The following is an 18,655-nucleotide window of genomic DNA, read 5'->3' on the forward strand; positions in this document are numbered from 1 at the left end:
CCCCCTTCTTTGAACGAACATTCCAAAATAGGCGCGGCAAAAAGCCCCCGCGTGACGCGGGGGCTCTCAGAGCGACAGCAGGACCTTCTCGACGACGCCGGACATCACCTGCCGGTCGGCGACCTTGCCCATGACGCGCAGCCCGTACATGGAGCTGAGCAGGTACTGCGCCAGCTCCCGCGGATCCCGGTCCGCCCCGATCACCCCCTCGGCCTGGCCGTGCCGGACGCAGGTGGTCAGCGCGTTCTCCATGCGCTCGAAGGTGCGCCGCACCACCTCCGCGACCTTCTCGTCCCGGCCGGCCAGCTCCATGGCGGAATTGACGACGAGGCAGCCCCGGCGCCCTGGGGTGGGCGCGGTCTCCTCGCGCACCACCGACTCCAGGAACTCCCGCAGCCGCTCCATGGCCGGACGCCCCTCGTCTTCGAGGCGACGCATGGTCGGCGCCGACGTCTGCTCGTCGTACCGCCGCAGGGCGGCCTCGAACAGGCCGTGCTTGCTGCCGAAGGCGTTGTACAGACTGCCGCGCCCCAGGCCAGTGCCGTCCACCAGGTCCTGGGCCGATGTCTCGGCGTATCCGCGATCCCAGAAAGCGCCCATGGCGGCGTCGAGGACGAGGTCGATGTCGAAGCCACGAGAGCGAGCCATGAGCGCACGCTAGCATGTTTGGAACGTTCGTTAAAAAATCCTCCGGAGACCCTTCCTCGATCGACCATCCCCGTGGTCATGTGCAGTCCTCGGCACTTCACACTCGTTCGCGGATGCACTCCGGCCGGCTTCGGGACCCACTCGCCCGTGGCCGCCACCATCGGCCTCATCTGCTGGGGCGTCACCTCGGCGGCGCGCCGACCCTGCTGCAAAGCCACCGCCGACGCCGCGGGCGAGGAAGCGGACATCACCCAGTCCATGCTGGTCATCGTCTTCAGCCTCGCAGTCGCGGGCGGCCTCCTGCTCGACGCGACCGGCGCCACGGCCTTCCCCTGGGCGCTGCTCATCCTCGCCCTGGCAGGCGCGGCGGTTCCGCCCCGGAGCCCGCTGATCCTGGCACGCAACGCCGATTGTGGCGGGCGGCTGGTTGCCGTACTCGTCGGTGTCCGCACCGGTGGCCGCCCAGTCCGTGTCGAGCACGGGTGCTGGTGCCCGCCGTCGGTCGGCTCTCGGTGGCGCCGGACCCGGAACGTCCCCCGTCAGCCCGGGAAGGACAGCCCGACACGGCGGTCGGGGTTGTCCCCGTTCGTGTCCCGACCTCCGGTGTCCCCGACCTGGCCGCCGGCCTCGCCGGAGGCGGATTTCCCACTGCCCCATGGAGGTGAACGGGTGCTCGCGGCGCTCACCCCGGGAGATCTCCCCGCAACCGTGGCAGGTGAGCAGTTGCTGGAAGGCGAGCGCGGCGCCGGGCCAAGGGTGGACGGGATGTGAGCTGGCACGGCACGCGTCGGCGCGACCTCACAAACCTGCGAGCCGTGTCGTCTGTCAAGTGTGCCGAAGGCCAAGTGGCAACTGCAGATGGGGACTTCCATGCACGACACCTCTTCCGAGAGCGCGCCCTCCCGTGCCGGAGCGGGTACCGCGGTCATCCCGATGGCCGAGGCGGTGGACGGCCGGGGCGCGGTGACGCTGCTGCGGGTCGTAGCGGCTCTCGCCTGTCTTGACACCCTGTTGCAGGGCCTCCTGGCCGGAATGCTGCTGAACGGCGATCTCGACTCGATCGATCCGCACGGCCACAACGCCTACGTCTTCGAGTTCCTGGTGTCCGTCCAGGTCGTGGCCGCCGTCCTGCTGTGGCGCCGCAACCGCCGACTGACCTGGCCGTTGAAGGCGACCGTCGGCATCCTGCTGGTCACCTTCACCCAGACCTACCTCGGTCTGGAGAGTTCGCTCGCCGGCCACGTCACGCTCGGCGTCGCCCTCTGCGCGATGGAGGCGATCCTCGTCATGCGGGCCTTCTCCCTGCGTGTGGCGGACAGCTCCGCCTCTGCCTGACTCGGCGGGGACGGGGCCCCTCGCCCCCGCGCGGTCACGGCGGCACGGCCGTTGTGACCGCTTCGTGCTGCCCAGCTGCTGGCCTCACAGCCGACGGTGCTGTCTCGTCTTCTCCGGTGACGGCATCCGCACGATCCGAGGAGACTGCCAGCATGACCAGCCGATCCCCGCAGGGGCACGAGGAGCAGCTCGACCCGAGCCTGGACACGATCATGGGCGAGCGGCGCCGGCTGATCAACCTCGCCTACCGCCTCCTGGGCTCCGTGACCGACGCAGAGGACGTCGTCCAGGAGGCGTACGTCCGCTGGTACGCCATGACGCCCTCGCAGCAACGGGCCATCAACTCGCCGGGTTCCTGGCTGGCCAAGGTCGCCAGCCGCATCTGCCTCGACCTGCTCGGCTCGGCACGGGCCCGCCGTGAGACCTACGTGGGCGAATGGGTGCCGGAGCCCGTGCCCGACCGCACCGAGTGGACCGCGGTCCGGCCCGCGGGCGCCGAACCCGACCCCGCCGAACGCATCACCCTCGACGAGTCGGTCACCATGGCCTTCCTCGTCGTCCTGGAATCGCTCACCCCCGCCGAACGCGTCTCGTTCATCCTCCACGACGTGTTCCGCTACCCCTTCAACGACATCGCCGACATCGTCGGCCGCACCCCGGCCGCCTGCCGTCAGCTGGCCACGTCGGCACGCCGCCGGATCCGCGACGCCCAGGCCCCCCACCGGCCCAGCAGTCGACAGGCCGTCATCGTCCGCGACTTCCGGCAGGCCTGGGAGGCCAAGGACGTCGACGCCCTCATCAACCTGCTCGACCCCGGCGCCCTGTCGGTCGCCGACACCGGCGGCCTCGTCGAGGCCGGCGCCCGCTCCGTGGAGGGAGCCGCGGCGATCGCGCACGGCCTCGTCGCCCTGCGCTCGCGGATCCCCGACCTGGCCATCCTGGAGCGTATGGTCAACGGCCGGCCCGGACTCGTGATCCAGCGGGACGGCGTGATCGTGAGCGTGATGGCGCTTGAGGCCGACGACGACCGCATCACCCGCATCTGGGCCATGCGCAACCCCGAGAAGCTGCGGCACTGGCGGGCCGGCGAGGAGGACTGACCCGCGCCGAGCCTCCCGCTCGACCGGAACGTACTCACACGCCCCGGTGCGGTCGATCCCGGCCGCCTAGGAGGACGCGCTGAGCTGCCACGTTCCACGGCATCGACTTCTCGGTCCGGCGGAACCGGAGATCGAGAAGCCCTTGAACGAGATCCGCCACCGGGCCGCCGACGGCCAGGACCGCTGATCCCCGACCGGACCGGCCCCGCTCACCACGTGCCGTGACCTCACAAAGCCGACAGCTGCGTCGTCGTAGGGATGAGGCCCGGAGTTCATGGAATCGGAACAAGGAGAAGATCATGGCACCACAGAGCGCGGCTCCCATGGCTGGGCCGGGAGTGACTGCTGCGGACCCCAGACGGTGGCTCATCCTCGCCGCCGTCTGCTGCGCCTACCTCATGGTCGGCCTCGACCTGGCCGTGATGAACGTCGCGCTTCCGGACGCGCAGCAGGACCTCGGCTTCACGGACGGCGACCGGCAGTGGATCGTCACCGCGTACGCGCTGCCGATGGGCAGCCTGCTGCTGTTCGGCGGACGACTGACCACCGTGCTCGGCCGCAAGCGGTCGGTCCTGCTCGCGCTGATCGGCTTCGCTGCCGCGTCCATCCTCGGCGGGGCCGCGAACAGCTTCGGCGTCCTGGTGGCGGCCCGGGCCCTCCAGGGCGCCTTCGCCGCACTGCTGTCACCGGCCTGCATGTCCGTCGTGGCCACCACCTTCACCAGCCCCAAGGAGCGCGGCAAGGCGTTCGGGGCCGTCGGCGGTGTCATGGCGATCGGTGGCAGCCTCGGCCTGATCATCGGCGGCGCGCTGACGGACAGCCTCAACTGGCGCTGGTGCATGTACATCAACCTGGTCTTCGCCGGTGTGGCGTTCCTCGGCAGCGCCACACTGCTGACCGAGCAGCCCCGGCAGGGCGCCCACATGGACATCCCGGGCGTCGTGGCCGCGTCCGGTGGCCTGTTCTGCCTGGTCTACGGGTTCTCCAACGCCGAGGACAGCTGGAGCGGGCCCTCGACCTGGGGCTTCCTCGTCACCGGTGTCCTGATGCTGACCGGCTTCTGGGTCTGGCAGACGCGCACCGCGAACCCGCTGCTGCCGCCCCGGGTGGTCGCCGACCGCAACCGCGGCGCCGCCTACCTCACCACGCTGTTCGTCGGCGCGGGCTTCTTCAGCCTGCTGCTGTTCCTCGTCTTCTACATGCAGACCATCCTGGGCTACTCGGCGATCAAGACCGGCTCCGCCATGCTCCCGATGGTGGTGTGCACGATCCTGGTGACCGGTGCCGCGGGCGCCCGCCTGGTGCCCAAGCTCGGCCCCCGCCCCATGATCCCCTCCGGTCTGGTGGTCAGCGCGCTCGGCCTGGCCTGGCTCACCTTCATCGAGGTGGACTCCGCCTATGCGTCCGCCCTGCTCGGCCCGCTCGTCGTGATCGGCATCGGCATGGGTCTGATCTACTCCGCGACCGCGAACACCGGCACCTCCGGAGTCGCGCCGGAGGACGCCGGTGTCGCCTCGGCCTCCGTCAACGTCGGGCAGCAGCTCGGCGGCGCCATCGGCACCGCGCTGTTCAGCACGATCGCCACCGACACCGCCGCCGGCTGGCTGGCCGACCACGTCGCGGGCGAACCCTCCCGGAGCCAGCTCCACCAGGCGGCGCTGGAGGGCTACACGGTGGTCTTCCTCTGGGCCGCCTGCGCGCTGGCCCTGGGCGCCATCATCACCGCCGTGATGCTGCGCAGCGGCCCCCTGCCCACATCCGAGGGCGACAGCATGGCGAAGGAGCAGTCCGAGCCGCTGATTGCGGACCGGGTCTGACACGGCCGCGCCGCGCACGGACGACGTTCTTCCGGAGTTCGAGTGCTGCTTCAGACGGTGCTGTCGGTGTGCGGAGCATGAGTAACCACAAGGCCGGCGAACCTCTCCGGCGCGGCGAACGCGCCAAGCCGCTGTCTTCCGGACCGACGACCTCGTGTTCGAGACGAAGGGGCAGCCCGCCCTCCAAGACAAGGAGCTGACGCAACAACCTCGGGGGCCGGTCCGGGCCCCTGGGCAGGAAGAAAGGCCCGGCGCCTCCTCCTTCTGTCCAGGGGCCCGCTGCACATCCCGATCTGACCGAGTCCTCGTGCCGGTCCTCGACGGGGTAGGGCTGTTATCCAGACCGAAAGCACGGGTCAGGTTCGCAGCTTCCTGCGATTCCACAAACCCTCGCTCAGGCGCACCGAGTGTGCAGTCCATGGCCGCGGCGGGCGACGGTCCGCAGGACTTCGGCCGCATGCGGGAGCGGCTCGACGCGGTGAGTACGTCCTCGCGTCGGGTCCGTATCGCGCGGGACTTCGACGGACGCGCCCACGACGGTCCTGCTCAGCCGAGGAAACTCAGCCGGACCTGGCGGTCGGGGTTGTCCCCGTTCGTGTCGACCAGGCAGATGGACTGCCATGTGCCGAGTTCCAGGCGGCCCCGGATGACCGGGAGGGTCGCGTGGGGTGGGACGAGGGCGGGGAGGACGTGGTCGCGGCCGTGGCCGCGTGAGCCGTGGCGGTGCTGCCAGCGGTCGTCGGGCGGCAGCAGGTCGCGCAGCGCGGCGAGGAGGTCGTCGTCGCTGCCCGCGCCCGTCTCCAGGATGGCGATGCCCGCCGTCGCGTGGGGCACGAAGATGTTCAGCAGGCCGTCCGCGCCCGCCGCGGTGTCGGCGAGGAACGACTCGCACGCGCGCGTCAGGTCCTTGACGGTCTCGCGGGAGCCGGTCGTGACGTGGAGGACCGTGGTCCTGAAGGCGTCGCTCATGGGGTCCACGCTACGAGGTGGCGGGCGGCTCAGCCGCGCGCGGGGCGGCTCGACTCGCGGACGACCAGCTCGGGGTCGAGGACGATCCGCCGGTGCCGGTGGGCGGCGGCCTCGCCCGTCTCCTCCAGGAGCAGTTCGGCGGCCTGGTGGCCCATCCGGGCGGCCGGCTGGCGTACGGAGGTCAGCGGGACGGCGGCCGCGGCGGCGAACTCGATGTCGTCGTACCCCACCAGGGCGATGTCGTCGGGCACGCCCACGCCCGCCGCGAACAGGGCCTGGAGCACGCCGAGGGCCAGCAGGTCGTTGGCGCAGAAGACGGCGGACGGGCGCGGGGACAGTGCCAGCAGGCGGGCGCCCGCCGCGCGGCCGGAGGCGACGTCGAGCCGTTCCTCCTCGACGTGCTGGAGCGCCGAGGCGTCGAGCCCGGCCCCGGCGAGGGCGGCGAGCGCGCCGTCCCTGCGGTCGCGGCACTGCTGGAGCGACATGGGTCCGCTGACGTAGGCGACGCGCGTGTGCCCCCGGTCGAGCAGGTGGCGGACGGCGAGGGTGCCGCCGAGCACGTCGTCCACCGAGACCGAGCAGCCCTCCTCGCTGGGCAGGACGCGGTCCACCAGGACGAACGGGATGCCGTGCCGCCGGAAGCCGGCGACCGTGCGGCCCGACATGTCGGCCGGGGTGAGGAGGACGCCGCGGACGCGCTGCTCGGCGAACAGGCCCAGGTAGTCGGCCTCCTCCGACGGGCTCTGGGCGCTGTTACACAGCATCACGCCGAGGTGCGCGGCGCGGGCGACGCGTTCGGCCCCGGCGGCGACCTCGACGAAGAAGGGGTTGGCCATGTCGAGGACGAGCAGGGCGATGATGCGGCTCTGCCCGGCGCGGAGCTGGCGGGCCGACTCGCTGCGGACGTAGCCGAGTTCGGCGATGGCGGCCTGCACGCGTTCGCGGGTGTCGTCGGCGACGGCGTGGGGGCGGTTGATGACGTTCGAGACGGTGCCGACCGAGACCCCGGCGTGCCGGGCGACTTCCTTGATCCCCACCGTCCGCGCCATGTGCTGTGCCCCGCTCCTCGTCGTCACGTGCCGCCCGCCGCCGGGTCATCGTACGCACCACCGGCGGGTGCGCCGCCGCGCCGGGACGCGCGGTGACGCCCCTGACCTGCGCAGTCCGCTTGACAGTACCGGTCGCCGCCCCTAGCGTCACCCCTCGATGAAACGATTCATTCCCGTCACCACCCAGGAGCCCTGATCGCATGCCCGTCCCTTCGGCCGTCACGGCGGCCCTGACCTCCCAGGCCGTGGAGACCCCCTCGTGGGCCTACGGGAACTCCGGCACCCGCTTCAAGGTCTTCGCCCAGGAGGGCGTCCCCCGCACGCCGCGGGAGAAGCTGGAGGACGCGGCCCAGGTCCACCGCCTCACCGGCGCCGCGCCCAGCGTGGCCCTGCACATCCCCTGGGACCGGGTGGACGACTACGCGGCGCTCGCCACCCACGCGCGGGACCTCGGGCTGCGCATCGGCACGATCAACGCCAACGTCTTCCAGGACGACGCCTACCGCCTCGGCAGCGTGTGCAGCCCCGACCCGGCGGCGCGGCGCGCGGCGCTCGCGCACCTGCTGGAGTGCGTGGACATCATGGACGCGACCGGTTCGCGCGACCTGAAGCTGTGGTTCGCGGACGGCACCAACTACCCAGGCCAGGACGACATCAGGGAGCGCCAGGACCGGCTGTCCGAGGCGCTGGCGGCCGTTTACGAGCGGCTGGGCGCGGACCAGCGCCTCCTGCTGGAGTACAAGCTGTTCGAGCCGTCCTTCTACACGACCGACGTCCCCGACTGGGGCACGTCGTACGCGCACTGCCTGAAGCTCGGGCCGAAGGCGCGCGTGGTCGTGGACACGGGGCACCACGCGCCGGGCACGAACATCGAGTTCATCGTGGCGCTGCTGCTGCGCGAGGGGAAGCTCGGCGGCTTCGACTTCAACTCGCGGTTCTACGCGGACGACGACCTGATGGCGGGGGCGGCCGACCCGTTCCAGCTCTTCCGGATCATGTACGAGGTGGTGCGCGGCGGCGGTCTGACGCCGGATGTCGCGTTCATGCTCGACCAGTGCCACAACATCGAGCCGAAGATCCCCGCGATCATCCGCTCGGTGCTCAACGTGCAGGAGGCGACGGCGAAGGCGCTGCTCGTGGACCGCGAGGCGCTGGCGGCGGCGCAGCGCGCGGGCGACGTGCTCGGCGCGAACGCGGTGCTGATGGACGCGTACAACACAGATGTCCGTCCGCTGCTGGCCGAGCTGCGCGCCGGGCAGGGGCTGGACCCGGACCCTGTGGCGGCGTACGCGCGCAGCGGCTGGGCGGAACGAATCGTGGCCGAGCGCGTCGGCGGGCGCCAGGCCGGATGGGGGGCGTGAGCATGACCACGACGACGGGACGGGGCGGGCAGGACGCGGTGGTCGAGGCGCTGCTCGCCCGTTCGCACCGGCTGGGCGCGGACCCGCGCAACACCAACTACGCGGGCGGCAACACGTCGGCCAAGGGTGTGGCGGCCGATCCGGCGACGGGCGGCGAGGTCGAGCTGCTGTGGGTGAAGGGGTCGGGCGGCGACCTCGGGACGCTGACGGCGGACGGTCTCGCGGCGCTGCGGCTGGACCGGCTGCGGGCGCTGCGGGACGTGTACCCGGGTGAGGCGGACGAGGACGCGATGGTCGCGGCGTTCGACTACTGCCTGCACGGGCGGGGCGGGGCGGCGCCGTCGATCGACACGGCGATGCACGGCCTGGTCGATGCGGCGCACGTGGACCATCTGCACCCGGACTCGGGGATCGCGCTGGCGTGCGCGGCGGACGGTGCGGCGCTGACGCGGGAGTGCTTCGGCGACCGGGTGGTGTGGGTGCCGTGGCGGCGGCCGGGCTTCCAGCTGGGGCTCGACATCGCGGAGGTGCGCCGTGCGCATCCGGAGGCGATCGGCTGCGTCCTGGGCGGTCACGGGGTGACGGCGTGGGGCGCCACCGGTGAGGAGTGCGAGGCGAACTCGCTGTTCATCATCAGGACGGCGGAGGCGTTCCTCGCGGAACGGGGGCGGCCCGAGCCGTTCGGGCCGGTGCGCGCGGGGTACGGTCCGCTGCCGGTGGAGGAGCGGCGTGCACGTGCGGCGGCCCTGGCGCCGGTGGTACGGGCGCTGGCGTCGCAGGACCGGCCGCAGGTGGGGCACTTCACGGACACGGATGTGGTGCTGGACTTCCTGGCCAGGGAGGAGTGCGGGCGGCTGGCGCGGCTCGGCACGTCCTGCCCTGACCATTTCCTGCGCACGAAGGTCCGTCCGCTGGTGCTCGATCTGCCGGGGGACGCGCCGCTGGAGGAGGCGGTGGCGCGGCTGCGGGAGCTGCACGAGGAGTACCGCGCGGAGTACCGGGCGTACTACGAGCGGCACGCGGTGCCCGGGTCGCCCGCGATGCGCGGGGCGGACCCCGCGATCGTGCTGGTGCCGGGCGTGGGGATGTTCTCGTTCGGCCGGGACAAGCAGACGGCGCGCGTGGCGGGCGAGTTCTATGTGAACGCGATCAATGTCATGCGGGGCGCGGAGGCGGTGTCGTCGTACGCGCCGATCGAGGAGTCCGAGAAGTTCCGGATCGAGTACTGGGAGCTGGAGGAGGCGAAGCTGCGGCGGATGCCCCCGCCGAAGCCGCTGGCGGCCAGGGTCGCGCTGGTGACGGGGGCGGGCTCGGGTATCGGGCGTGCCATAGCGCGGCGCCTGGTGGCCGAGGGCGCGTGCGTGGTGGTCGCGGATCTGAACGGTGACGCCGCGGCGCAGGTGGCCGGGGAACTGGGCGGCCCCGACAGGGCGGTGGCGGTCACGGTGGACGTCACGTCGGAGGAGCAGATCGAACGGGCGTTCGCGGCGGCGCTGCTGGCGTTCGGCGGGGTGGACCTCGTGGTCAACAACGCGGGCATCTCGCTGTCCAAGCCGCTGCTGGAGACGGCGGCGGAGGACTGGGACCTGCAGCACGCGATCATGGCGCGCGGCTCGTTCCTCGTGTCCAGGGAGGCCGCCAGGGTCATGCTGGAGCAGGGCATGGGCGGCGACATCGTGTACATCGCGTCCAAGAACGGCGTGTTCGCCGGGCCGAACAACATCGCGTACGGCGCGGCGAAGGCCGACCAGGCGCACCAGGTGCGGCTGCTGGCCGCCGAGCTGGGGCCGCACGGCGTCCGCGTCAACGGGGTGAACCCGGACGGTGTGGTGCGCGGCTCCGGGATCTTCGCCAGCGGGTGGGGTGCCCGGCGGGCGGCGGTCTACGGGGTGCCGGAGGAGAAGCTCGGCGAGTACTACGCGCAGCGCACGCTGCTGAAGCGCGAGGTGCTGCCCGAGCACGTGGCGAACGCCGTCTTCGCGCTGACGGGCGGTGAGCTGAGCCATACGACCGGCCTGCACATCCCCGTCGACGCCGGGGTGGCCGCCGCGTTCCTGCGCTGACGCCCCGCCCCTCCCCCGCCTGCCCTCCCCCGTCTGCACCCGAGGTGAACCGTGTCCCCATCCCCCGCAGTCCACGCCGCCCCCGGCCGTCCGTTCGCGGCCGTCGACCTCGGGGCGTCCAGCGGGCGCGTGATGCTGGGCGCCGTGACGGACAGGGGCGTGTCCCTGCGGGAGGTGCACCGTTTCCCCAACCGGCCGGTACGGGTGGGCGGGACGCTGCACTGGGACGTCCTGGCGCTCTACGGCGGGGTGCTGGACGGCCTGCGCGCGGCGGGCAGCGCGGTGGATGGGGGGCCGGCGGGGATAGGGATCGACTCCTGGGCGGTGGACTACGGGCTGCTCGACGGCACGGGGGCGCTGCTGGGGAATCCGGTGCACTACCGCGACGAGCGGACGGCGGGTGCGGCGGAACGGGTGGCCGCCGTGCTGCCGCCCCGTGAGCTGTACGCGGCGACGGGCATACAGCATCTGCCGTTCAACACGGTGTACCAGCTCGTGGCGGCGCAGGGGGGCCCGCAGCTCGCGGCGGCGCGACGCCTGCTGCTGATACCTGACCTGATGGCGTACTGGCTGACGGGAGTGGCCGGCACGGAGCTGACCAACGCCTCCACGACCCAGCTGGTCGACCCCCGCACCCGCGACTGGGCGCGCCCGGTCGCGGACGCGCTCGGCATCGACCTGGGGCTCTTCCCGCCGCTGCGCGCGCCGGGCGATCCGGCGGGGGAACTGCTGCCGGGGGTGCTCGCGGAGACGGGGCTGGCCGGGCCGGTACCGGTGACGGCCGTGGGGTCGCACGACACGGCCTCCGCGGTCGCGGCGGTCCCGGCGGCCGACGGGCGGTTCGCGTACATCGCCACCGGCACGTGGTCGCTGGCGGGCGTGGAGCTGGACGCGCCGGTCCTCACGGAGGAGAGCCGCCGGGCAAACTTCACCAACGAGCTGGGGGTTGACGGTACCGTCCGTTTCCTGCGCAACGTCATGGGGCTGTGGCTGCTGCAGGAGTGCCTGCGGGAGTGGTCGGTGCCGGACGGGCCCGAGGGGCTCGCGCCGCTGCTCGCCGCCGCGGCGCGGGCGGAGCCGCTGCGGTCGGTGGTGGACGCGGGTGACCCGATGTTTATCGCGCCCGGGGGCATGCCTGACAGAATCGTGGGAGCATGCCGCAGCACGGGGCAGCCGACCCCGCGTGATCGGGCCGAAGTCGTCCGATGTCTACTGGACTCCCTGGCGCTCGCGCACAGGGCCGCCGTGCTGGACGCGCAGCGGTTGTCGGGCCTGGAGGTGAAGGCGGTGCACATCGTGGGCGGTGGCGCCAGGAACGAACTGCTGTGCCAGCTGACGGCCGACGCCTGCGGCCTGCCCGTGGTGGCGGGCCCGGCCGAGGCGGCGGCGCTGGGCAACGTGCTGGTGCAGGCGCGCGCGGCGGGAGCGGTGCGCGGCGGGCTCGCCGAGCTGCGCGCCCTGCTCCGCGGCGAGCTGACGCTGCGGCAGCATGAGCCGTCGGGTGATCGCACGGCCTGGGACCGGGCCGCGGCCAGGGTCGCCGTGGCCGGGAAGGACTGAGGATGCGCGTCGCACTGTTCGTCACATGCGTCAACGACACGCTGTATCCACGCACGGGCCGCGCCGTGGTCACGCTGCTGGAACGGCTGGGCGTGACGGTGGATTTCCCGCTGGAGCAGAGCTGCTGCGGCCAGCCCCAGTTCAACACCGGGTACCGGCACGAGACGGAGCCCCTGGTGCACCGCTTCCAGCGGGCGTTCGAGGGCTACGACCACATCATCACGCCGTCCGGTTCCTGCGCCGCGATGGTCAGGGACAACTACCCGCGCATCGGCGCGAAGGCGGCGGCCGAGGGGCGGGGCGACACACTGACCCGCATCGCGGAGTCGGTGGTGCCCAGGACGTACGAACTGACCGAGTTCCTGGTGGACGTGCTGGGCGTGACGGACGTCGGCGCGTACTACCCGCACACCGTCACGTACCACCCGACCTGCCACGGCCTGCGCATGCTGGGCCTCGGCGACCGGCCGCGGCGGCTGCTCGGCGCGGTCGGGGGCCTCGAACTCGTCGACCTGCCGGGCGCCGAGGAGTGCTGCGGCTTCGGCGGCACGTTCGCCGTCAAGAACGAGGCGGTGTCGGCCGCCATGGGCGCGGACAAGGCGCGCAACATCACCGCCACCGGCGCGTCGGCCGTCTGCACCGTGGACAACTCCTGCCAGATGCACATCGGCGGCACCCTCGCCCGCCTCGGCTCGACCGTCCGCCCCGTGCACATCGCGGAGATCCTCGCCAGCACCAAGGAGGCACCCCTGTGAGCGGCACCTACCTCGGCATGCCCCCCTTCCCCCAGGCGGCCGCGGTCTCGACCAAGAACACGCGGCTGCGCGCCAACCTCACCCACGCCACGCACACCATCCGCGACAAACGCGCCGCCGCCGTGCGCGAACTGCCCGACTGGGCGCGGCTGCGCGCCGCCGGAGCCGCCGTCAAGGACCGGACGCTGCGGCACCTCGACCACTACCTAGAGCAGCTGGAGGCCGCGGTCACGGCGGCGGGCGGCACCGTCCACTGGGCCGCCGACGCGCGCGAGGCCAACCGCATCGTGACCTCCCTGGTCCGCGCCACGGGCGAGACCGAGGTCGTCAAGGTCAAGTCGATGGCCACGCAGGAGATCGGCCTCAACGCCGCGCTGGAGGCGGCGGGCATCCGCGCGTACGAGACGGACCTCGCCGAGCTGATCGTGCAGCTCGGCGACGACCTGCCGTCCCACATCCTCGTCCCGGCGATCCACCGCAACCGGGACGAGATCCGCGACATCTTCCGGGAGCGGATGGCCGACTGGGGCCGCCCCGCGCCCGAGGGGCTGACCGAGGAGCCGGGGGTCCTCGCCGAGGCGGCGCGGCTGCACCTGCGGGAGAAGTTCCTGCGCGCCAAGGTGGGCGTCTCGGGCGCGAACTTCATGGTCGCCGAGACGGGCACGCTCGTGGTGGTCGAGTCCGAGGGCAACGGGCGGATGTGCCTGACGCTGCCCGAGACGCTGATCTCGGTCGTCGGGATCGAGAAGATCGTGCCGACCTGGCAGGACCTGGAGGTGTTCCTGCAGCTGCTGCCGCGCTCCTCCACCGCCGAGCGGATGAACCCGTACACGTCCATGTGGACCGGCACCACGGACGGCGACGGGCCGCGGACGTTCCACCTCGTGCTGCTGGACAACGGGCGCAGCGACACGCTGGCGGACACCGTGGGCCGCCAGGCGCTGCGCTGCATCCGCTGCTCGGCGTGCCTCAACGTCTGCCCGGTGTACGAGCGCGCGGGCGGGCACGCGTACGGCTCGGCGTATCCCGGGCCGATCGGCGCGATCCTGACGCCGCAGCTGCGGGGCGTCGGCAGCGAGCTGGACGCGTCGCTGCCGTACGCGTCGTCGTTGTGCGGGGCGTGCTACGAGGTGTGCCCGGTGGCGATCGACATCCCCGAGGTGCTCGTGCACCTGCGGGAGCGCGTCGTGCAGGGCGGGGAGGCGACGGTGCGCGGCGTGCGGACGCGCATCCGGCCCGCGAAGGGGCACGCGGCCGAACGCGCAGCCATGCGGGCCGCCCGCTGGGCGCTCGACCATCCGCGGACGGCGCTGCGGGCGGGGCAGTTGCTCGCGGCGCGGACGCGGCGGTTCCATCCGCGGCGGCTGCCCGGCCCCGGGCGGGCCTGGACGGCGAGCCGCGAGGTGCCCGCGGTGCCCGCGGAGTCGTTCCGCGACTGGTGGCAGCGTGAACGCGGCGGGAAGGTGACGCGATGAGCAGCAGGGAAGCGATCCTCGGACGGGTGCGGCGGGCGCTGGCGGACGTGCCGCGCGACGAGGCGCCGGACGACGTGCCGGTGGTGCGCGACTACCTGCGCACCCATTCCCCCGCCGACGCCGTGGAGACGCTGGCGGAGAACCTGGCGGACTACCGCGCCGTGGTGCACCGCACCGACGCGGCGGGCCTCCCGGAGCTGATCGGCCGGCTGCTGGCCGCGCGCGGGAGCCGCAGCGTGGTCGTCCCCGAGGGCCTGCCGGAGGAGTGGCTGCGGGCGGCGGAGGGCGTGCGGCGGGTGCCGGACGCGACGCCGGGCGAACTGGACGCCGTGGACAGCGTGGTGACGGGCTGCGCCGTGGCCGTGGCCGAGACGGGCACGCTCGTGCTCGACGGCTCGGCGGGCCAGGGCAGGCGGCGGATCTCGCTGATGCCGGACCACCACGTCTGCGTCGTGCGCGTACCCGGGCAGGTCGTGGACTCGGTGCCGCAGGCGCTGCCCCGGCTCGTGCCGACCAGGCCGCTCACGTGGATCTCGGGCCCCTCGGCGACCAGCGACATCGAGCTGGACCGCGTGGAGGGGGTGCACGGTCCGCGTACGCTTGAGGTCGTTCTGGTGACCGACTGATCGCACACCGACCCGGAGGAGAACGCACCGTGGAACTGCTCGACGGCTTCCGTCAGGGACTCGACGAATTCGGCACGCGCGTGCACGGGGTGGGTGCCGGCCAGTGGGCGTCCGGCACGCCGTGCGCCGAGTGGTCGGTGCGCGACCTGGTGAACCACCTCGTGGGGGAGCACCTGTGGGCGCCGTGGCTGCTGCGCGGCGCGACGCTCGCGGAGGTCGGCGACCGGTTCGACGGCGACGTGCTGGGCGACGACCCGGTCGCGGCCTGGGACGCGGCGGTCGCGCGGTCGCGCGAGGCGGTGGATCGCCCCGGGGTGCTGGAGGGGACCGTGCACACCAGCGCGGGCGAGATCCCGGCCGAGGAGTACCTGCGCCAGATGACGCTCGACCTGACCGTGCACGCGTGGGACCTCGCCAGGGGCACCGGCGCCGGTGACCGGCTCGACCCGGACCTCGTCGCGCTCGTGTACGGCCACGCCGCCGAGCTGGCGCCGCAGTGGCAGGGCGTGGGGATCTTCGCGCCGCCGGTCCCGGTGCCGGAGGACGCGCCGCTCCAGGACCGGCTCGTGGGCCTCATGGGCCGCCGCCCCTGACCCGGGCCCGGCCTCCCGCCCCACCCCGGGATTGCATCATCATGCAAGAAGACGCATACTCTTTCTGTGTCCAAGGTTCTCACCTCCCTGCCCACCGGCGAACGCGTCGGCATCGCCTTCTCCGGCGGCCTCGACACCTCTGTCGCGGTCGCGTGGATGCGCGACAAGGGTGCCGTCCCGTGCACCTACACGGCTGACATCGGCCAGTACGACGAGCCCGACATCGCGTCGGTCCCCGGCCGCGCGACGTCGTACGGCGCCGAGATCGCGCGCCTCGTCGACTGCCGGGCGGCGCTCGTCGAGGAAGGCCTCGCCGCGCTCGCCTGCGGTGCCTTCCACATCCGCTCAGGCGGGCGCGCGTACTTCAACACGACGCCGCTCGGCCGCGCCGTCACCGGCACCCTGCTCGTCCGGGCGATGCTCGAGGACGACGTGCAGATCTGGGGCGACGGGTCCACGTTCAAGGGCAACGACATCGAGCGGTTCTACCGCTACGGCCTGCTCGCCAACCCGCACCTGCGCATCTACAAGCCCTGGCTCGACGCGGACTTCGTCGCCGAGCTGGGCGGGCGCAAGGAGATGTCGGAGTGGCTGCTCGCCCACGGCCTCCCCTACCGCGACAGCACGGAGAAGGCGTACTCCACCGACGCCAACATCTGGGGTGCCACGCACGAGGCCAAGACCCTGGAGCACCTCGACAACGGCGTGGAGACCGTCGAGCCGATCATGGGCGTCCGGTTCTGGGACCCGGCGGTCGAGATCGCGGCCGAGGACGTGACGATCGGCTTCGACCAGGGCCGCCCGGTCACGGTGAACGGCAAGGAGTTCGCCACCGCCGTGGACCTCGTGATGGAGGTCAACGCGATCGGCGGCCGGCACGGCCTCGGCATGTCCGACCAGGTCGAGAACCGTGTGATCGAGGCCAAGAGCCGCGGCATCTACGAGGCGCCCGGCATGGCGCTGCTGCACGCCGCGTACGAGCGCCTGGTCAACGCGATCCACAACGAGGACACGCTCGCCCAGTACCACAGCGAGGGCCGCCGCCTCGGCCGGCTGATGTACGAGGGCCGCTGGCTCGACCCGCAGGCGCTGATGATCCGCGAGTCCCTCCAGCGCTGGGTGGGCGCGGCGGTCACCGGCGAGGTGACGCTGCGGCTGCGGCGCGGCGAGGACTACTCGGTCATGGACACCACGGGCCCGGCGTTCAGCTACCACCCGGACAAGCTGTCCATGGAGCGCACCGAGGACTCGGCGTTCGGCCCGGTGGACCGGATCGGCCAGCTCACGATGCGCAACCTCGACATCGCCGACTCCCGCGCGAAGCTGGAGCAGTACGCGGCGCTCGGCATCGTCGGCAACACGCACGCGGGGCTCGTCGGCGCCGCGCAGGCCGCGTCCACGGGCCTGATCGGCGCGATGCCCCAGGGCGGCGCCGAGGTCATCGCCTCCCGCGGCGAGACGGACGACGAGGACCAGCTGCTCGACCGGGCCGCGATGGAGCTGGGCAACGACTGACGCCCGGTACGGCGGGCGGCGCGCGGAACCCCCGTGCGCCGCCCGCCGTTCCGCGTCCCGGGCCTGGTCCCGTGGCCCCGCGTCCAGCGGACTACGACCAACGGGCCGCGGGTCTGCGTCCGCCGCCCGTTCCTGCCCCCCGCGGCGCGCGCATAGCGTGCCGGACATGAGGGAAACGACTGCGGCGCACGGCGACGGTGACACCGGCACGCTGGACGAGGCGCTGGAACGGCTGCACGCGACAGGGCCCGAGTTCGAGGGCTGGCTCAGCAACCACGCCCCCATGGCCGTCGAGGCCCTGGTGCGGCACGGCCAGGGCGCGCGCGTCAACCGCTGGCTCGACGACTACGGCGACCGCCTGGAGGAACTGCCGGGCACGTACGGCCGCATCACGGCGGAGAACTGGCGCGACGCCCTGGGCGACGCCCGCCATCTCGCGGACTGGCCGGTCTTCTTCGCCGAGCGCGTCGGCGAACGGCCCTGGCGCAACGTCCTCGCCGAGTGGTGGCCCCGGCTGCTGCCGGGCATCACGGCGAGCGCCACCCACCCGGTGATCCGCGTCGGCCACGCCGTCCGCGCGCTGCGCGAGGGCGGGGAGACCGCGCCGCGCCTCGCCGAACTGGCGCACGCCCTGGGCTACTGGGCCGCCCGGCACCAGGTGCTGCCCCGCGACGTCGCCCCCCTCCCCGCGCCGTCCGACGCGGGCGCGGCGCTGCGCGCGGTGCCCCGGGTGGCCGACCCGAGCGGCGGCGTCAACCACCGCCTCGGCCAGATCACGGCCCTCCCCGCCTGGCCCGGCGGGCTGACGGGCGGCCCCGAGGCGGCCGAGGGGCACCTGCGCGCGCTGGTGCGGGACGCCGTCGGCCACTACGCCGCCCACGCCCACGGCAACCCGGTCATGCTGGTGCACGCCGCGACCGCACCGAACGCCGTCCTGCGCGTCCTGCCCGACCTGCCGGTGGAGCTGTGGCCGGTCAGCGTGGCGGCGGCGTGGACGGCGAGCGCGGGCGTCGTCGCCGCGTACCGGCCGGACGCCCCGCGCCCCGAGCCGGCGGAGGGCGCCCGTACCGGCGCCGACGAGCTGTTCGACCGGGCCGCCGCGCACGGGGACGAGCACGCCATCAAGCTGGTGGACACGGCGCTCGACGTGGCGGCGTACGCGCCGGAGACGGCCGCCCGCGCGTACGGCGCCGGGCTGCGCGCCGTCGAGCTGATCGCGCCGCTGGACTGAGCCGCCGGGGGCGCCGGGCGCGGGAACGCTCAGCCGCGCTCGGGCAGTTCGGCGCCGAAGACGGCGAAGGCCCGTTCGTCGAACAGGACGAACCGCACCTCCTCGAACGCGCCGTCCGCCGTCTCCTCCCGCACCGTCCGCACGGCGATCCGCGCGCCGTCGTCCAGCGGCCAGCCGTAGACGCCGGTGGAGACGGCGGGGAACGCGACGGTGGACGCGCCGAGTTCGCGGGCGACACGCAGCGACGACCGGTAGCACGACGCGAGGAGCGCCGAGCGGTCCTCGCCCGCCGCGTGCACGGGCCCGACCGTGTGGACGACCCAGCGCGCCGGGAGGCGCCCGGCGGTCGTGGCGACGGCCTCGCCGGTGGGCAGCCCCTTGCCGTAACGGCCCGCCCGCAGCTCGCGGCACTCGGCGAGGATGCCGGGGCCGCCCTTCCGGTGGATCGCGCCGTCCACGCCGCCGCCGCCCAGCAGGGAGGAGTTGGCGGCGTTGACGATGACGTCGACGCGCTGCTCCGTGATGTCGCCGAGGACCCGGGTGAGGGCGGTCACGGGG

At 73.1% G+C, this 18,655-nt stretch carries 17 protein-coding genes; 13 read left to right on the plus strand and 4 right to left on the minus strand.

All coding sequences use genetic code 11. The features are described 5' to 3' along the window. Positions 1 to 66: 66 nt before the first annotated feature. Entirely contained in the window at positions 67 to 648 is a 582-nt protein-coding gene (locus tag ACIBPC_RS25620) for a TetR/AcrR family transcriptional regulator (RefSeq protein WP_398847855.1), read from the minus strand. Between the two features lie 147 nt (positions 649 to 795). On the opposite strand from ACIBPC_RS25620, the gene ACIBPC_RS25625 reads away from it, so the two are divergent. The 4 genes from ACIBPC_RS25625 (at position 796) to ACIBPC_RS25640 (ending at position 4,900) form a co-directional block, all read left to right on the plus strand. Beyond that, the gene (locus ACIBPC_RS25625) at positions 796 to 1,419 is read left to right on the plus strand and encodes a hypothetical protein (protein WP_398847857.1); all 624 of its coding nucleotides are present in this window, start codon (positions 796 to 798) and stop codon (positions 1,417 to 1,419) included. A 99-nt stretch (positions 1,420 to 1,518) separates the two neighbouring features. Further along, positions 1,519 to 1,983, plus strand: a complete 465-nt coding sequence (locus ACIBPC_RS25630) for a hypothetical protein (RefSeq protein WP_398847858.1) — start codon at positions 1,519 to 1,521, stop codon at positions 1,981 to 1,983. Positions 1,984 to 2,135: 152 nt separating this feature from the next. Continuing rightward, complete coding sequence (sigJ, locus tag ACIBPC_RS25635; RefSeq protein WP_398847860.1) at positions 2,136 to 3,083, plus strand: RNA polymerase sigma factor SigJ; 948 nt, start codon at positions 2,136 to 2,138, stop codon at positions 3,081 to 3,083. A 299-nt stretch (positions 3,084 to 3,382) separates the two neighbouring features. After that, the gene (locus ACIBPC_RS25640) at positions 3,383 to 4,900 is read left to right on the plus strand and encodes an MFS transporter (protein ID WP_398847862.1); all 1,518 of its coding nucleotides are present in this window, start codon (positions 3,383 to 3,385) and stop codon (positions 4,898 to 4,900) included. A 546-nt stretch (positions 4,901 to 5,446) separates the two neighbouring features. On the opposite strand, the gene ACIBPC_RS25645 is transcribed toward ACIBPC_RS25640, so the two are convergent. Then, a complete protein-coding gene (locus ACIBPC_RS25645; RefSeq protein ID WP_398847864.1) occupies positions 5,447 to 5,869 on the minus strand; it encodes a secondary thiamine-phosphate synthase enzyme YjbQ in 423 nt (140 codons plus the stop codon). A gap of 29 nt (positions 5,870 to 5,898) precedes the next feature. Next, complete coding sequence (locus ACIBPC_RS25650; RefSeq protein ID WP_362966847.1) at positions 5,899 to 6,918, minus strand: LacI family DNA-binding transcriptional regulator; 1,020 nt, start codon at positions 6,916 to 6,918, stop codon at positions 5,899 to 5,901. Positions 6,919 to 7,118: 200 nt separating this feature from the next. Here ACIBPC_RS25650 and rhaI point away from each other — a divergent pair, with 200 nt between their 5' ends. From rhaI to ACIBPC_RS25695, 9 genes are all read left to right on the plus strand, one after another. After that, positions 7,119 to 8,279: an L-rhamnose isomerase gene (gene rhaI, locus ACIBPC_RS25655; RefSeq protein WP_398847866.1), complete on the plus strand. Its 1,161-nt coding sequence runs from the start codon at positions 7,119 to 7,121 to the stop codon at positions 8,277 to 8,279. Between the two features lie 2 nt (positions 8,280 to 8,281). Continuing rightward, entirely contained in the window at positions 8,282 to 10,342 is a 2,061-nt protein-coding gene (locus ACIBPC_RS25660) for a bifunctional aldolase/short-chain dehydrogenase (protein ID WP_398847868.1), read from the plus strand. A gap of 51 nt (positions 10,343 to 10,393) precedes the next feature. Beyond that, a complete protein-coding gene (locus ACIBPC_RS25665; RefSeq protein ID WP_398847870.1) occupies positions 10,394 to 11,902 on the plus strand; it encodes a rhamnulokinase family protein in 1,509 nt (502 codons plus the stop codon). Positions 11,903 to 11,904: 2 nt separating this feature from the next. Then, positions 11,905 to 12,657 (plus strand): (Fe-S)-binding protein, encoded by a 753-nt coding sequence (locus ACIBPC_RS25670; protein WP_398847872.1) that lies wholly within the window; start codon positions 11,905 to 11,907, stop codon positions 12,655 to 12,657. Continuing rightward, on the plus strand, positions 12,654 to 14,132 hold the full coding sequence (locus ACIBPC_RS25675; protein WP_398847874.1) for a lactate utilization protein B: 1,479 nt from the start codon (positions 12,654 to 12,656) through the stop codon (positions 14,130 to 14,132). The genes ACIBPC_RS25670 and ACIBPC_RS25675 overlap by 4 nt, the downstream gene beginning before the upstream one ends. Next, the gene (locus ACIBPC_RS25680; RefSeq protein WP_398847875.1) at positions 14,129 to 14,758 is read left to right on the plus strand and encodes a lactate utilization protein C; all 630 of its coding nucleotides are present in this window, start codon (positions 14,129 to 14,131) and stop codon (positions 14,756 to 14,758) included. Before ACIBPC_RS25675 ends, ACIBPC_RS25680 begins: the two co-directional genes overlap by 4 nt. A gap of 29 nt (positions 14,759 to 14,787) precedes the next feature. After that, a complete protein-coding gene (locus ACIBPC_RS25685) occupies positions 14,788 to 15,351 on the plus strand; it encodes a TIGR03086 family metal-binding protein (protein WP_398847877.1) in 564 nt (187 codons plus the stop codon). Between the two features lie 66 nt (positions 15,352 to 15,417). Continuing rightward, positions 15,418 to 16,866 (plus strand): argininosuccinate synthase, encoded by a 1,449-nt coding sequence (gene argG / locus ACIBPC_RS25690; RefSeq protein WP_362966831.1) that lies wholly within the window; start codon positions 15,418 to 15,420, stop codon positions 16,864 to 16,866. A gap of 166 nt (positions 16,867 to 17,032) precedes the next feature. Further along, entirely contained in the window at positions 17,033 to 18,097 is a 1,065-nt protein-coding gene (locus tag ACIBPC_RS25695; protein WP_398847879.1) for a questin oxidase family protein, read from the plus strand. A gap of 29 nt (positions 18,098 to 18,126) precedes the next feature. On the opposite strand, the gene ACIBPC_RS25700 is transcribed toward ACIBPC_RS25695, so the two are convergent. Then, positions 18,127 to 18,651 (minus strand): O-acetyl-ADP-ribose deacetylase, encoded by a 525-nt coding sequence (locus ACIBPC_RS25700; RefSeq protein WP_398847881.1) that lies wholly within the window; start codon positions 18,649 to 18,651, stop codon positions 18,127 to 18,129. Positions 18,652 to 18,655: the final 4 nt, after the last annotated feature.

It is taken from the genome of Streptomyces sp. NPDC049879, assembly GCF_044461265.1.
In the GTDB taxonomy this organism is placed as follows: Bacteria; Actinomycetota; Actinomycetes; order Streptomycetales; family Streptomycetaceae; genus Streptomyces.